The 17,527-nt window shown below is 42.8% G+C and carries 9 protein-coding genes and 1 pseudogene; all 10 read left to right on the top strand.

Annotation, left to right across the window (positions count from 1 at the left end; genetic code table 11):
* Window positions 1-17 precede the first annotated feature (17 nt).
* Window positions 18-1,142 (top strand): bile acid:sodium symporter family protein, encoded by a 1,125-nt coding sequence (locus AC1DXC_RS10425; RefSeq protein ID WP_477459090.1) that lies wholly within the window; start codon window positions 18-20, stop codon window positions 1,140-1,142.
* A 457-nt stretch (window positions 1,143-1,599) separates the two neighbouring features.
* Window positions 1,600-5,814 (top strand): hybrid sensor histidine kinase/response regulator transcription factor, encoded by a 4,215-nt coding sequence (locus AC1DXC_RS10420; RefSeq protein ID WP_477459089.1) that lies wholly within the window; start codon window positions 1,600-1,602, stop codon window positions 5,812-5,814.
* A gap of 753 nt (window positions 5,815-6,567) precedes the next feature.
* Window positions 6,568-9,765 (top strand): SusC/RagA family TonB-linked outer membrane protein, encoded by a 3,198-nt coding sequence (locus AC1DXC_RS10415; RefSeq protein ID WP_477459088.1) that lies wholly within the window; start codon window positions 6,568-6,570, stop codon window positions 9,763-9,765.
* A 32-nt stretch (window positions 9,766-9,797) separates the two neighbouring features.
* A complete protein-coding gene (locus tag AC1DXC_RS10410) occupies window positions 9,798-11,408 on the top strand; it encodes a RagB/SusD family nutrient uptake outer membrane protein (RefSeq protein ID WP_477459087.1) in 1,611 nt (536 codons plus the stop codon).
* 39 nt (window positions 11,409-11,447) lie between these two features.
* Window positions 11,448-12,986 carry a glycan-binding surface protein gene (locus AC1DXC_RS10405; protein WP_477459086.1) on the top strand — a complete coding sequence of 513 codons (1,539 nt, stop codon included), beginning with the start codon at window positions 11,448-11,450 and terminating at the stop codon, window positions 12,984-12,986.
* Window positions 12,987-13,047: 61 nt separating this feature from the next.
* Window positions 13,048-14,523, top strand: coding sequence for a cellulase family glycosylhydrolase (locus tag AC1DXC_RS10400; protein ID WP_477459085.1), 1,476 nt, complete (start codon window positions 13,048-13,050; stop codon window positions 14,521-14,523).
* A gap of 6 nt (window positions 14,524-14,529) precedes the next feature.
* The gene (locus AC1DXC_RS10395; protein WP_477459084.1) at window positions 14,530-14,805 is read left to right on the top strand and encodes a hypothetical protein; all 276 of its coding nucleotides are present in this window, start codon (window positions 14,530-14,532) and stop codon (window positions 14,803-14,805) included.
* Window positions 14,778-16,370, top strand: a complete 1,593-nt coding sequence (locus AC1DXC_RS10390) for a cellulase family glycosylhydrolase (RefSeq protein ID WP_477459083.1) — start codon at window positions 14,778-14,780, stop codon at window positions 16,368-16,370. Before AC1DXC_RS10395 ends, AC1DXC_RS10390 begins: the two co-directional genes overlap by 28 nt.
* Before the next feature lie 188 nt (window positions 16,371-16,558).
* Window positions 16,559-16,789, top strand: a complete 231-nt coding sequence (locus tag AC1DXC_RS10385; RefSeq protein ID WP_477459082.1) for a hypothetical protein — start codon at window positions 16,559-16,561, stop codon at window positions 16,787-16,789.
* Between the two features lie 451 nt (window positions 16,790-17,240).
* A pseudogene (locus AC1DXC_RS10380) lies at window positions 17,241-17,527 on the top strand (carbohydrate-binding protein); the annotation flags it as partial.

Raw genomic sequence — 17,527 nt, 5'->3', positions numbered from 1 at the left:
GGCTACTACCTTTTCAGATGAAGAACAAATTATACAATATCGCACTGGTACTGGCCGCGCTCTGTTTTTGGGTGGCACTGGCATTATCGTTCGCTTTGCACACTATTGATGCCGGGCCCCTGTACATCGTTGGTTTTATTCTGCTGGCCATCGGTTTCCAGCGGTCGGCCCTGTTAAAGGGCTTTGCTTACACGCTGTGCATTTTTGCGGCAGTGGCCACTGCCCTTTACTACCCGCACTATTTTGTGGAGTACAAGGGCTTTAAGTTCGCCAAGCTTATTACCCCGCTTATACAGTTGATTATGTTTGGCATGGGTACCTCCATGAGCACGCAGGATTTTGTGGGTGTGGTAAAAATGCCCAGAGGGGTATTCATCGGCGTTTTCAGCCATTTTTTGATTATGCCGCTCATCGGTTTTACCCTGGCCAGCCTAAGCGGTTTCCCGCCCGAGATTGCCGCCGGCATCATCCTTATCGGCTGCTCGCCAAATGGCATGGCATCCAACGTAATATCTTACCTGGCCAAAGCCAATTTAGCATTATCTATCACCATAACGGCGGTATCTACCTTACTGGCCCCGCTGGTAACGCCTTTGTTGATGAAGCTTTTCGCCGGCGCATTCGTGCATATCAACGTGCTGGATATGATGTGGGATATCACTAAGATGGTGATACTGCCTATAGCCGCGGGCCTGCTGTTCAATAAATTTCTCAGCGGCAAAGCCAAATGGCTGGATAAGGCTATGCCGCTGGTATCCATGTTCGGCATAGCTTTTATCATCGTCATTATTACGGCGGCGGGGCGCAACAGTCTGCTAACCATAGGCCCTTTGCTGCTATTGCTGGTGCTGATACATAATTTGCTGGGGTATTTGCTGGGCTATTGGTCGGGCAGGTTGTTTAAGATGAGCGAGCGCGATTGCCGCACCATTGCCATTGAGGTAGGTATGCAAAACGGTGGATTGGCATCGGGTCTGGCCAAGGAGATGGGCAAAATGGCCACCATAGGGCTCGCACCGGCCATATTCGGCCCGCTGATGAACATCACCGGCTCTATACTGGCCACCTGGTGGCACCGCAAACCGCCTGCCGAACCTGGCGAGAAACCGGCACCGGCCGAGGTTTCGGTGCTGCTGCGATGATTGCCAACTTTATACAATCATAAAAAAGGCCGCAAATTTTTGATTTGCGGCCTTTTACCTATTGTTTTGCGGAGAGGGAGGGAACAAATATCTATTAATTACAGCCCCTAAATTAGTAGTTTATATATTCTTGATTTGGTCGGGTCACCGAATAGGGCACCTCCAAAACGGTTCGCTAATCGCTAATGCTTATATAGTAAATATCAGCAATTCCACTCAAAAACAAAAAATATATCCCAACAGATTTACCTGTAACAAGCTTCATTTCACTGTAAGTTGCACCATAGCATCGGCAACTCGTTCGCTTCAGAGGTAGGCTATTTATATTCTGGTGATCAGATAAGGAATTGCCACTTTACCTTGTTAATTACGAATTTATCTTACTTTTATGCTATCTTAGTGTACCGGCTTGCTCTGGCGCCTGGTTCATGATCCCGAAGATCTCAACTAAATTTTGATGCGTGTAAAACTTTATATTGTTGTTTCAGTGTTGTTTTTTGCTTACACCAACAATTTTGCGCAAAACAGCCAATACCAGTTTTCGCAGCTCAATATAAGCAACGGGCTATCTCACAACCAGGTTAATTGTATATTAAAAGACACCAAGGGCTTCATGTGGTTCGGCACGGCTTCGGGCCTTAACCGTTATGACGGTTATAGTTTCAAGGTATTTAAGCATGACGCAAATAACAAAAACTCCATTAATGATGATTACATAAAAAATATTTGTGAAGGGCCCGACAAGAAATTATGGATAAGAACGCGGGCCGGATATTCCTTTTATGACCCCGAAACGGAGCAGTTTAACAATGATGTATTGCCGATACTCGATTCTTTCAAACTTCCAAGGTATACGTTCGTTTCCAAAATACTTAACAACGGCAAAGGCGACTTCTGGTTTTTGTGTCCTGATTCGGGCCTGTACAGGTATAACGAGCTGAAAAGAACTGCCACGCGTTATTATCATCACCATAGTTCCGACCCATCATTATATTCAAATTCAGTTACAGACATTGAGCAGGATGCAATCGGGAATTTATGGCTTGCTTATGACGACGGCGTAGTGGAGCTATTTGACGTAAAACGTAATGCGATTACGTACTATACAGATATTTTTAAAAAAGCTGCTAATAATAAGGGCAGGAACTATTCGATAACTATTGACAATGAGGGCGATCTCTGGGTGTTTAATCCGAATATAGACTCCCGTGCCTATTATTACAGCCCCCGGACGGGACGGTTCCGGCAAATTTCAAAAGAATCGGCGGAGACACCACTTACGTCGAACATCATCACCAACATTATTCAGGCCGATGACGGCCTTATATGGATCTCCACTGACCATGGCGGGATAAATGTATTGGATAAAAAAAGCCAAAAAATTACTTATTTACTGAACAGGGAAGATGACGCAAAATCATTGGGACAGAACATTGTATGGCTTTATAAAGACAACAAAGGCATTATGTGGGCCCGTACACTTAGAGAAGGGATAAGTTATTATCATAAAAATATTATCAGGTTCCCGTTATACAGGCATTTTTCGTCAGATCCCCGGAGTCTTAGTTTTGAAGATGTTAATCAATTTGCTGAGGATAGAAAAGGTAATTTATGGATCGGGACCAATGGTGGCGGTTTAAGTTATTTTGATCGCAAAACAGGTAAGTTTACCCAGTATAAACATGATCCGGGAAACCCGAACAGCCTCAGCAGCGATAATATTGTAAGCTTATGTATCGACCACGATCAGCAGCTATGGATAGGTACCTATTTTGGCGGGCTGGACCATTTCGACGGAAAAAAATTTATCCATTACAAGCATAATGACAAGGTGCCCACCAGCATTGCCGATGACCGCGTGTGGAATATCCTGGAAGATTCATCGAACCGGTTATGGATAGGCACTTTTGATGCGGGTTTGCAAATATTTGACAGGGATAAAAAAATATTTTCGCCCCCCTTTAAAAAAACGGATATCAGGTCACCTTATGTATCCGCACTCTTTGAGGATACCAAAGGAAATCTCTGGGTAGGAGGGTATTATGGCATAGATAAAATATTAAAAAATGGACGTGGCGTTATACATTATAATAAAAAGGGCAACGACCCTAACAGTTTGATCAGTGATGACGTCATTAGTATTACGCAGGATAGCCACGGCCAGATATGGATAGCGACAAGGGACGGATTGAGCATATTGGACCCCGAAACAAACCATTTTGTCTCGTTGACGAAAAAGGACGGGTTGCCCGACAACCAGGTTTTGAATATATTGGAAGATAACAAGGGGGCCATGTGGTTAAGTACATCAAACGGTCTGGGCCGCATAACGTTGGCACCCGGCAATGGCGCCTATAAGTTTCAATTTGAACGTTTTGATGAAACCGATGGCCTGCAGGGCAGGGAGTTCACTGTAAATGCAGCTTTAAAAACCAATACAGGGGAATTGGTATTTGGCGGCTCTCGCGGCTTTAATATTTTCGATCCATTGAGTATACATCCGAATATGGATGAGCCTAAATTAATTTTCACAGGTTTTCAGCTATTCAACAAAAGTATAGCAGCCAATGAAGAAATTGACGGCCATATTGTATTATCTAAAGCAATTTCGGCTACACAGGAGATAACGCTGAACCACAGCGAGAATGTGTTCACCATTGAGTTTGCCGCCTTAAATTTCTTTAACCCCAACAAAATAACCCACGAGTATATGATGGAGGGCTTTGATAAAGGGTGGCTCACCGCAGATAATGCTACCCGAAAAGCTACCTATACCAACCTTGATGGAGGCGATTATACCTTTAAGGTAAGGGCTATTGGCCAGGAGGGGAAATGGAAACCCAGCTATATAAAATTAAAGATTAAGGTATTGCCTCCGTTCTGGAAATCTACTTTAGCTTATGTTATTTACCTGTTGCTGATTACCGGGGCCCTCTTTTTTATACGCCAGCGCGTGATACAAAAAATAAGAAGGCAATTTATAGCAGAGAAGGAAAAATTCATAGCAGAGAAAGAAAAACAGGAAGTAAAATTGATAATTGAACAGGAGCGGCAGGAAATTAAGCGAATGCAAGACCTGGATCAACTGAAGACTAAATTTTTGACCAACGTAAGCCACGAGTTCAGAACGCCGATCTCGCTGATCATGGCGCCGGTCGAAAAAATGCTTACCCGCGCTGACCAGGAACAGAAACAACAGCTGGGCATGATCGGAAAAAACGCCAGGCGATTGTTGAACCTTGTAAACCAGTTGCTTGATTTTAGGAAGATGGAAATTCAGGAGTTGAAACTACATAGCAAGCCGGGGGATATTGTGAAGTTCATCAACGAGATATACCTTTCCTTTACTGATATCGCTGAACAAAAAGAGATCAATTTTATTTTTGAAACCTCGATCGATTCGCTGTTTACCAATTTTGATCATGATAAGATAGAAAGGATATTATTTAACCTGTTATCAAACGCCTTTAAATTTACATTGCCTGGTGGCCAGGTAAGCGTTTTGCTTAATGTAGATAGCGAAACTGACGATGCCCCGCTTGAAATTAGGGTGATCGATACCGGTATTGGTATTCCGCATGAAAAACAAGGTAAAATTTTCGAGCGTTTTTTTCAGCACGATATTCCCGAGTCGATGATCAACCAGGGCAGCGGCATAGGCCTCGCAATTACGCATGAGTTTGTTAAGATGCACGGAGGTGAAATAACTGTTGAGAGTGAACCAGATCGCGGCAGTTGTTTTATCATTAAACTGCCGTTTGTTATCTATAACGGTCTGGATATAGACCTGCCATCGGACGATGATATTGGTAACGACAGCGCAAACGAAATTATCCATAATGAAGGTGAAACTATCGTCAAACAGCTGCGGTCAAATAAAAAGCCGGTGGTTCTTTTGGTTGAGGATAATGATGACTTTCGTTTTTATCTGAAAGACAATTTAAAGGATATATATAAATTAGTTGAAGCTGCAAATGGAAAAGATGGCTGGCAGAAAGCGCTGTCCCAGCATCCGGATCTTATTGTAAGTGATATCAGCATGCCCGAAATGACAGGTATTGACCTTTGCAAAAAACTAAAGAATGACAGGCGCACTTCGCATATTCCGGTTATTTTGTTAACCGCGCTAACCGGCGAAAGCGAACAATTGCAAGGTCTTGAAATTGGAGCTAATGATTACATAACCAAGCCTTTCAATTTTGAGATACTGCTTTCGAAGATCAAAAACATCCTCGTACTTAAAGATGTCTACAAGCGTACATACAAAAAGCAAATGGACGTTCAATTACAGGAAGTACCATTACAAAACGAAGATGAAATACTGTTAAAGAATATAGTTGAGTACATAGAACTTAATATCTTAAACGACAACCTTTCAGTAGATGAATTAGGTCGTCAGATGGGCATCAGCCGGGGATCGCTTTATAACAAAGTTTTGATGCTCACCAACAAATCGCCTGGTGAATTTATCCGTTCCATACGGTTAAAAAAAGCAGCGTATTTGCTCGGGAATAGCCAGATGACCATTAGCCAGATCTGCTACGAAGTTGGCTTTAATACTCCCAAACATTTTACGAAAATATTCAAGGAAGAATATAACATACTACCTTCTGCGTATGTCAATTCCATTCGTCAGAAAAAAAGTAATTCCGAAGCTGAAAGTAAAGAATAATGATCTCCATGCTGTTTGTTTGCGGTAAATGCGAACGAATGAGCGACAAGTGGCCGTGCAAGAACATACATTCAAAACGGTGTTGTAAATATATGTATGCCTTTTACCGTTCGGTAAGCCCCAGAAAGAAATAGCATTTATACAGTAAACGGACAGGCTTAGATGCGCCAATTATTGTTTATTTCAAATTACTTGTCATAACAAAGGCGAAGCAGTTGTCAGCCTTTGTTTTGGCCGATCAGTAACCATTGGTTATTTGCATTTTAAAAACGGTTTGTTCTACTGCAAATTGCGATTTTCGTTCGGTATTTATGGTAAATAGGTTAGTTTTATCATGTAACTAACTTATTTACAGGCAACTATTAAGTTTGGATTTTTGGTCTATACTTTTGGCTAAAACTACCCTTTCCCTTTTTTTAAGTTACCATAGCTTCATCCCCGGAATATGAGTTCAAAGTAATGTACTTATAAGAGGTTGCCTTGAAACCATGTCCCACCAATTATAAATAGAACCAAAAGTTATTTTTTTTTGAGTTAAAGGTGTCTGACTGTACCTGTAAGTTTTACTGATCATCAGTGCAGCCGCATGCAAATAAACTAACGGTAAAGCAGCTTCAAATAGTCGCTTTGGAGTACTGGTTTATCTGAAAAAAAATAAGTGGATGAAAACAATTATGAATGAAATAAAACCAAGTTAAGTACTAATTCAGAAAACAATGAACCAATTATCAAACCTTAAAATCCCTTTATAAGATGGATAAAAATTTACAAAACAGAGTGAAATACCGAATTTCATTAATTATTATGGGCATGTTCCTTTTTATTTCGGCCCATGCACAAACCTTAAATATCACCGGAAAAGTAACAAGTTCTGACGGTGGCGAGCCCATGCCAGGAGTAAACGTTAGGCTTAAAGGAACAACTATCGGATCTGTAACTGGTGTAGACGGTAACTATTCCATAACAGCCGCGCCTGGAAACATCCTCGTTTTTAGTTTTTTAGGCTACGCCTCTCAGGACGTAAACGTAAAGCTAACCGGGGTAATAAATGTTAAGTTAAGCTCTACTTCCAGCAACTTAAACGAAGTGGTTGTTGTTGGATACGGTAAGCGGGCGAGAAAAGATGTTACCGGCTCAATTAGTTCAATATCCGGGAACGACCTGCGCCAAACCCAACCAGTTACTTTTGACCAGGCACTGCAGGGTAAAGTTGCCGGCGTTGTGGTTCAGCAGGTATCTGGCCAACCCGGTGGCGGTGTATCTGTTCAAATACGTGGTTTGTCGTCAATAAGCGGCTCCAATTCGCCACTGTATGTTATCGACGGGGTTATTATTCCCCCGGTGGGTGACCCCGGGAAAGGTTCAAACCCATTAAATGCGATCAACCCTGCCGAAATTGAATCAATAGATGTATTGAAAGATGCATCGGCAACAGCCATATACGGTTCGCAGGCAACCAATGGCGTAATTGTTATTACAACAAAAAGGGGCAAAGCCGGGGCACCGCAGATATCGTATGACCTTTATGGCGGTTACCAGGAAATACAAAAGCGCTTGCCTGCAATGAATTTGCAACAATTTGCCACTTTAATTAATGCCCGAGCCGTTGTCTGGGGCTTCGATACCAGGCCCGCATTTGAAAACCCCAGTTACTTAGGTATGGGTACCGACTGGCAAAAAGAATTATTCCGGAAGGCACCGCAGACGAATCATACAATTACAGTAAGCGGTGGAGACGCAAGAACCCAATATTTACTGTCAACCTCGTATTTTAACCAGGAAGGGATAGCCCTTGGCTCTGATTTTAAAAGATACTCGGTGCGGCTGAATTTAGATAACAAAACCACCAATTGGCTAAAAATAGGGACCAGCCTCCAATTGGCGCATGTTGATGAAAATGTAGCTGCAACCGGCAATAGTGTGATCAACACCGCACTAAACATTACCCCTGATATTCCGGTAACCAACGCTGATGGCTCCTATGGTGGTGTTACCGATCCCGGCGGGGTAGTGCAACCTGTTGCCAACCCGGTGGCACTAGCCAGACTTATAAAAGACCAAAGAAAGAGGAATCAAATATTCGGTAATGTGTATGCCGAAATACAATTTACTAAAGATTTTTCATTGCGAAATGAAGTATCGGGTAATTTCGATTTTAATACAGCAGATAGGTTTGAGCCAACTTATACTTTTGGTAAACTCCTTCAAAGTACCAGCACCGGTACGTCTGAGGCCAACCAATATTTTTATACTACGATACGCAATTTCCTGAATTACAATCATAATTTCAATAAACTTCATATCGATGCCTTAGCTGGGCACGAAGCACAGGAAAGTACCTTCGCAAGGCTTTGGGGCCAGCGAAACAATTTTCCTTCAAACAATGTGCAAGGGCTTAGTGCGGGGGATGCTATCACAGCCAAAAACTCGGGCGATAATTCCTATTCAAACCCTCCGGGGGGCTCTGCACAGGAATCCTGGTTCGGTCGCGTCAATTTTTCATGGGATGACAGATACCTGCTCACCGGGAATATACGGAACGATGGTTCTTCAAATTTTCCAGCCGGTCATCGTTGGGTTACTACCTATTCGGGTGGATTTGCATGGAAAATTAATAAAGAGGCGTTTTTAAAGGATGTAAAAGCGATAGATGAATTGAAGTTGAGGGTTGGTTATGGATTAACCAACAACCAGGGCATACCCGGCAATACCTTTGCAACACAACTTGCAGCGGTGTCTAACAGCCTGTCGGGTACAGCACAGTTTCAAAACAATTTGGCAAATCCGGGCGTGGAGTGGGAAAAAACAAATTATTATAGTGCAGGAATTGACGGAACGTTTTTGAATGGGCGGTTAAGTTTTACACTTGATGTTTACGACCGCGAAACAAACGGCCTTTTATTACAGGTGCCGCTTCCGGAATACTCTGGCACTGTAGCGGGTTGGGGGCCAGGCGCCATGCAAGCCCCTTATGCCAACGTGGGTTCGCTAAGCAACAAAGGGGCCGACTTGCAGATCAACTCTACCAATATTGCTTCTAAAAATTTCACCTGGAGATCCAGCTTTACCCTATCGCGGAACATTAATAAAGTGACCAGTTTAGGTGCCGGTGGAGACCAGGCTAACTTAAGCAAGAAATCTAATCTGGATATAATTAATGATGTAATTGAAAAAACGGTTGTGGGCCAGCCCATCGGCGAATTTTACGGCTACGTGTTTGATGGGATATTTGCAACGCCAGCTGATTTTCAAAACCATGCCCGGCCTGCCGACGCAAACGGCAATCCCTATCCGGTTTCTCTGGCGGGTGGCGGTATCTGGTATGGCGACCGTATGTTTAAAGACTTGAATGGTGATGGTATTATCGACTCAAGGGACGAAACCTTTTTGGGTTCCCCTCTCCCCAAATTCCAGTTCGGTATCAATAACTCATTTAACTACAAAAATTTTGATCTGAATATTTTCTTTAGCGGCAGCTATGGTAACAAGGTATTTAATGAATTGGCAGTATACCCAAGCTTTCCGGGAAGTCATACCGCTTTTTTTACATCGGCGTCAAACTATGCGCAGCTGACTTTGGTAGATCCCAACGGCTCTGCATCCGATGTTGATAATGTTTATGTTACCAACCCAAAAACAACCACTGTAGGGTTGAGAAATGACCCTACCAATAATAATTACCGTCCTAATAGTCTGATGATCGAGGATGGTTCATTCATACGATGCAAAAATATCACCTTAGGTTACCGGTTTTCAGACAACCTTTTGAAAAAAATAGCTGTCCATTCAGTTAGAGTGTACGCCACTGTGGCCAATGCCTTTGTAATTACAAAATATAAAGGCATGGATCCCGAGATCGGTTCGTGGAACCCGCTTCAGGCAGGTTGGGACCAGGGTTATTATCCGCAGCCAAAGGTATTTACCATCGGCGCAAACATAACCTTGAAATAATAAAACGATCAACGATTTAAAAATATATGATTATGAGATCAATTAACAAAATTATCATCATCCTGTTATTTGCAGCAGCAATTGCCGGATGTAAAAAGAGTTTTTTGGACCGTCCGTCCAATTCGCAGATCAGTTCTACTAATTTTTACAAAACCACGGGCGATCTGCGGCTGGCTACAGCAAGCCTGTACGCCGGTGGGGAGTGGTGGCAATGGAACAATAATTCCTGGTTGCAACTTGGCGACATATTAAGCGGCACCGGCAGCGTGCTGTACAATGGCGATTTAGTACAACTCTTTACACGTACTGTTACCGGGCAAAATGGTAATGTGACCAGCGGTTGGGTCGGCTTGTACAATGTTGTCGGGCAATGTAATGGCGTTATTAATGCCATAGAGAAACAGGCGGATCCGTCTATTTCGGCGGCAGACAAAAATGCTGCCATAGCCGAGGCAAAGTTTGTTCGTGCCGTAGCTTATTACTATCTGGCGGCGTACTGGGGTTCTGTGCCAATTGTTGAAGACAATAGCAAACTTATAAAAGATCCGCTGCTTCCACGTAATATTGTTTCGGATGTTTATAAATTCGTCGCTAACGACCTGACTTATGCAGCAAATAATCTTCCAAAAACAGGCGACAAAGGCCGGCTAACTACCTGGTCGGCGCAGGGGATGCTGGGCAAGGTGTATTTAACAATGGCAGGTTTGGGCCAAAGTGGCGGTCAGCGCGACCAGAAATTGCTTGACAGTGCAAAAAAGTATGCAGGCAACGTGTGTCATAGCAGCTTAGTGTTGTTTGGACAGAGTGATCCGAACCACCAGGGTTATTATGACCTTTTCAAGGCGCAAAACAATGATAGCCCTGAATCATTGTTTGCCCTTCAATGGGCTCCTGGCGTGGGTTATGGAAATGGCAACGCTAATCAACTCTTTTTTTCGCCAAGCAACACCATTCTTCCTCAAAAAGCAGGGGGATGGATACCCATCCAGCCAAGCTACGATCTGTACCGGATGTATTCTGATAATGATACCGTAAGGCGCAAAGCTACTATTATGCTCACCGGGGATCTTTATCCTGAATTGGATCAAGCCCACGGTGGTTATAAGGCGACTATGGTTGGCCTTAAAAAGCACATTGTTGGCAACGAAAAAGATAACAATTCGCCAACAATGGAGCCTTGGTCATCACCTGTCCACAACATGATTCTTAGGTTGGCCGATGTGTACCTGGTATATGCCGAGGCTATTCTTGGGAATAATGGTTCTACATCCGATGGGGAAGCGCTTAAATATTTTAACCTCGTGCGAACAAGGGCCGGCGTGGATCCTGTTGTTTCGCTGAGCGCCGCAACACTGCGCAAGGAGAGAAGGGTTGAACTTGCTTTTGAAGGGCAATACTGGATAGACCTGGTTAGGTATTCTTATTACGATCCGGCTAATGCCGTGCAGTTCCTTAATAATCAGGATGCCAGTCACGGCCGGATCTCGTTTACGTATGATCCTGCAACGAAAAAAGCCACAAGGGATACTGTTGCTCCGCCACTTACGCTTCCGGCAACTATCAATTCATTTACGCTGCCAATTCCGGCATCCGAGTTAACCAGCGACCCTAAATTGCTGGATCCACCGGTACCTTATTATTAATTATAATTATTGGTTTTTAGCATTTAAAAATATATTAACATGAAAAAAAAATTAGACATCCGCTTGTATTTATTGCCGCTATTCCTGATGGTAGTGGCTTTATTACCGGCTTGTAAGAAAAATAATGAGGGTTCTTCTATCCCCCCGGTTATTACAAGCGTAAGAATGTATCATCTGTCGCCTAAGGATACGCTTTTAAGTACCGGCGATCCTAAAACTGATCCCAGCTGGTCCGGAGGAACAGGACGATATGTGGTGATCATAGGGCAGAACTTGCAAAACGCAACATCAATTGAATTTGATGGCGTTCCCACCTCTTTTAACGCTGCTTTATTTGCGCCGAACAGCGCGGTAGTACAGATACCAGATATTATGTATTCAAAAATCGATACTACTAAACTCTATACCTTACACTATAGAACACCTGGTGGCTCAACAACGTTCTCTTTTAAATTAGGCCCGCCCGCGCCAATTATTGATGCCATATCCGATGTATTTGCCAACCCGGGTGATTCGGTTTATCTTTTTGGTGCAAATTTAATTTTCGTTCAACAGTTTACATATGGCGGAACCCCAATAACAAAGTTTAACACAACCCTTCATGGGGACTCCCTTGGCTTTTTGATGCCTGCAACGACATCCAATAAACTAATAACAGTAACTACTAAGTCTGGCACAGCCCTGGATACCATAAATGCGAAGCCGATCATTTACGGCATTTCCTACGTTAATCCCAAACTTGGTGATTCGGTTTATGTTTATGGTGCTTACCTTAAGACGATCCAGTCATTTTCTTTTGGCGGTGCTACAATTACAAATTTCACCGAAGGCCCACGTGGCGCTTATGTTAAGTTTGCGGCTCCAGATGAGAACAGCTACTCAAGTGGACCAGTGACCATTGTTACCAGTTATGGAACGGTTTCTATTGTTAATAAAGTAAATACTCAAAATAACGATAAAGTAGGTCTTTTAGGAGATTTTGAGTGGGGTGATAATTTTGGTTTTGGCTGGGCCGAATTTGAACATTTAACCGGGGAGTGGGAATATCCCCAATTTAATGGTTCGATGGGAAAAGATCATAGTCAGTTTATGGTTATTGATTGTCCTAAAGATAATCCTGTTTTAGCTAGCGGTGCAAGTGTGTACATCCCATTGGGTAATTCTAATACGGGTAATCACTGGGTGCCTTTGGCAAATGTTACAGATCCTCCGTCAAGCTGGGCTCTTCAATTTGACATAAGTGTGGCTAAACCATGGAAAGGAGGTACTCTTTATATTAGAACTGAATTTGCAGGCGACAGTTATGTTGCGCGTTATGAGCCATGGAAAGTCCCTAATTCAAATAATACCAAAGCTTTTATAACGAAAGGTTGGCAAACCGTAATTATTCCTTTAACTAACTTCAGATCAAAAGTTGACGAATTAGGGGATGGTGTATCAATTACTCAAATAAGCCAATTATTAGGGCCTTCTGGTGCGAACAGTTATAATATGACCCTTAAAAATTTCGGTTCCTCGTCAGTTGCAACTGGTTTTTATGCCGGCATTGACAATATCAGGTGTGTGAAGATCAAATAGCCTACAGCCCCACAGCAGCATATCGTTGTGGGGCTTTTTTAACCAATTAAATTAAGACAAAATGAAAATTAAGTATTGTTTTACAATATTGATAGCTCTTGTTACAGTTATATTTTTTCTCTCCTGTAAAAAGACAAAAAACGCAGCCCCGGAACTAACAGTTACCCAGTCTGCCATAGCATTTACGCCCGAAGGCGGAACGCAAGATTTATCTTTTACCTGTAGTAGCGATTGGACCATCAGCAACCCTGTTTATTCGTGGCTGCAATTAAGCACAACATCAGGCAACAGCGGCAGCACGGTTATTCATGTAACAACCTTGGCAGAAAACACTACGGGGGCAACCCGCTCTGGTGTTTTATATATAAATGCTTCCAACGGCCAGTCCAGAAGGGTGACGGTTACCCAGGCCCCTACCATATACCAAAGTTATAATACATCGCCCATAGCGCCAGATATGACCGGAATGAGCAGCAATGCTGTACAACTGGCGGCAAAAATGCAAACGGGGATGGGAATAAATTTTGGCAATACCATGGAATCATACCCAGACGAAGGTGTTTGGGTGAGTAGTAAAATCACCGAATCGTATGTGAAATATATAAAAAGTTTAGGTTTCAACTCTGTACGAATTCCGTGTAGCTGGGTTTGGGCTCATTTAAGCGACCGTAGTAAGGCAAAAATTGACCCTGCATGGCTTGCGCGGGTGAAACAAGTGGTTGGATGGTGTGTGGCTAATGATATGTATGTGATGCTCAATGCTCACGGTGATAATGGCTGGCTGGAACGTAGTGTAAACGTGATGAAGAAAGATTCCATTAATGCGATGCAAAAGGCGATTTGGGAGCAGATTGCTACAACCATGCGCGACTTTGATGAGCACGTTATGTTTGCCGGCACGAATGAACCTGCGGTTGACAATGCCGGGCAGATGGCCATACTTAATGGTTATCACGAAACATTCATCAATGCAGTTCGCTCCACCGGAGGCAGAAACGCCTACCGGGTGCTGGTTGTGCAGGGTCCTTCAACTGACTGTACTAAAACTTCTCAGCTGATGAGTACTATGCCTCACGACCCGGTACCTAATCGTATGATGCTTGAGGTACATTTCTACGGGCCTTGGCATTTTAATATGGTAAGGGATGGCGATAATGGTCCGAACACCAAAGCGAGTTACTACTGGGGGAAAGGGAATCTTTCTACTATTGAGCCAGAGCGCAACGCCCCCGATGGAGAAGAGGATGAGCTTGCGGCAGAACTCGGAAAGATGAAAAAGTTTGTTGATAATGGTATCCCTGTGATACTGGGTGAATATGCAACCTTTAGGCGGACTCCCGAATTCAACGCTGGTACCCCTAAGGATACGCTGATGCACAACAGGTCTGTGGATGCCTGGACAACTTTTGTGACCAAAACTATGAAAGTGAATGGTTATCTGCCATTCTGGTGGGAGATAGGTTTTGGTTTAGACAGAAAAAATAATGTGGTATTGGACCAGCGGATGCTAAATGCCATTAAGGAGGGGTATAAGTAAAAAGCAATGTTTGCCGATAAGGGAATGCCATTGATTATGGGCGAATATGATACAGTACTGAATCACGCTGATAGATTAAAAGGATGTCCGGCCGATTTGTTATTGCCGGTAAATTCTCAGGGGCATTTTTTAAAGTATTTAACAAAAAAATCCAATGCAAATAACGTGCTGCCGTTTTTATGGGCCAGCAGCGTATTTGACCTGGCAACGAATACTGTAGGAAGTAAGCAAATATTAGAATCGCTGAAAAAAAAGTGCAGGGCTTTAAACAGGCAGATTTAGTTAATATAAACCGTTCCGTTAATACGCCTGTTGTGGGTGTTAAAAAAGATCCTCTGAACAGCATTGTTCAGAGGAATCTTTTGAGTAAAAATCAGGAGAAAATGAAAAAACAATTTTTTTTTAAGTTATTAATACCAATTGCGATTATATTTTTATTCTCCTGCAAAAAGACAAAGGATGCAGCGCCGGAACTAACAGTTAGTCAATCTGCCATAGCATTTACGCCTGAAGGCGGTGCACAAGATTTATCTGTTACAAGTAATGCCGATTGGACCATCAGCAACCCTGTTTATTCATGGTTGCAATTAAGCACAACATCGGGTAACAGCGGCAGTTCTGTTATTCATGTAACACCCTTGTCAGAAAATGCTACCGGGGCAACCCGTTCTGGTGTTTTATACATAAGTGCTTCCAACGGCCAGGCAAGAAAGGTGACGGTTTCTCAGGGCGCCACCATATATAAAAGTTATAATACATCGCCAATTGCGCCAGACATGACCGAAATGGCCAGTAATGCCGTGCAACTGGCAGCCAAAATGCATTTGGGAATAAATTTTGGCAACACCATGGAATCCCAAACCGAAGGTGAGTGGGTGGGTAGTAAAATTACCGAATCGTACGTGAAATTTGTAAAACAAACAGGTTTTAATGCTGTACGAATTCCTTGTGCCTGGAATTACGGGCATTTAAGCGATAGGAAAGCGGCAACAATTGACCCTGCATGGCTTGCGCGGGTGAAACAAGTGGTTGGATGGTGTGTGGCTAATGATATGTATGTGATACTGAATATACATTGGGACAACGGCTGGCTGGATGCCAATATCAATAAGGCAATGAAAGATTCCGTTAATGCGAAGCAAAAAGCGCTTTGGGAGCAGATTGCTACAACCATGAGGGATTTTGACGAACACCTTATGTTTGCCAGTGCGAATGAACCTCCGGCTGATAATGCCGAAGAGATGGCCATACTTAATAGTTATCACGAAACATTCATCAAGGCGGTTCGCTCTACCGGAGGCAGGAACAGTTACCGGGTATTGGTAGTGCAGGGGCCTAATACCAGCGCTGATTTATCTTATGCTTTGATGAATACCCTTCCTCACGACCCGGAACCTAACCGTTTGATGGTTGAGGTACATGACTACACGCCCTCACAGTTTACGATATTATTGGATGGTGATGCAAGTTGGGGTAAAATGGTTTACTACTGGGGGGCAGGAAATCATTCTACTATTGAGCCGGATCGCAACGCCACCTGGGGAGAAGAGGATGCGATTATTGCTGAATTCAAAAAAATGAAAGAGAAGTTTGTTGATAAAGGTATCCCTGTGGTGCTGGGCGAATATGCAACCTTTAGGCGGATTGCCGGCTTGGGCAAGCCTGTTCCTAAGGATATGGATATGCACAACAAGTCTGTGGATTACTGGACAACTTATGTAACCAAACAGGCTAAAGCACATGGCCTTCTGCCATTCTATTGGGAGCAAGGTAGTACTTTAGACAGAGGTAAGAATGTGGTAAAAGACCAGCGTATGATAGATGCCCTTATTGCAGGATATAAGTAAAAATAATGTTTGCCGATAACGCAGATAAAAGGTTTCAAATTATCCGGGATAATTACACTAAAACTGCCGGTGTCGCAAATAAGCGTTTATTCATGATGCCGGCAGTTTTCCGCAAGTTTAAGCTAATTCTGTGTCCCCCCCCCCGAATTTGATATCCGTGGCAAATGATACCTGGTAAAAAAAAGAATATGGAGCATCAAATTATTTCAAAAGCGCCCGAATTAAATGAAAGTGAAATTAAAGCTTTGATAGAGAATTTTGAAACGATCAGTATTTTGCTGAAGGAGCACCCTGCCTTCTTCAGTAACCCTATCATATCGCCTGAATCGAAAAAAATATTTAACGAGGGCCTGGTACTTATTAAGAGCTTCACTCAAAAATGTTTAGAGCATTATGGGTTGAGGTACCTTTCAGAATAGCGTAAATTAAAAGTGGTTAGTAATTCGGCGCGTGTAATAAACCCACCAGACCTGTTTATTCTTAACCGATCCGCGCAAGTTATACAAGAGTTTTAAGTGCGAGGGACACCCTTAGTCACAATTTTTAAAATGATAAACACTTATTTCCGGTGCCATTTTATCAATTTATTTCAAATAAGCAGGCTATTCACACAAAACCTTTACATATTCCATGTTTTTTTGACAAATTAACATTTAGTACCCTATTTTCTAACTTTTATCCCTCATCATTAAATTATCTCTTCTTTAGTTTTGCCACTCCATTAATAAACCTGGTACCAATTCAAATATTGCCAAATAAATTTTTTTAAAAAAAGTATGCCAATGTTTGAGCGCATTCCGGATAACAGGAAGGCCTCGTTGGCCTTATAAATAAGTGTAAAAAAAACAATAAATAACATTGACTTTAACGATGAAAAAAATATTACCCATTTCAAGTTTGTGCCTGTTCCTGTTCACAGCAACAAGCTTGAAAGCGCAAAACCCAATTATCCAAACCAGGTTTACAGCCGATCCGGCACCCATGGTGTACCACGACACTGTGTTTTTGTATACTGGCCACGACGAGGATAGATCTACAACGTTCGTTATGAATGATTGGCACTTATTTTCAACCATAGATATGGTGAATTGGACCGACAGGGGCGCGCCGTTATCGGTAAAAACATTCTCATGGGCAAGTAAAGATGCCTGGGCCGG

The organism is Mucilaginibacter sp. P2_D11, from assembly GCF_056404435.1.
Note: the sequence above shows the minus strand (reverse complement) of the source record. Positions and strands in the feature narration are given on the sequence as shown.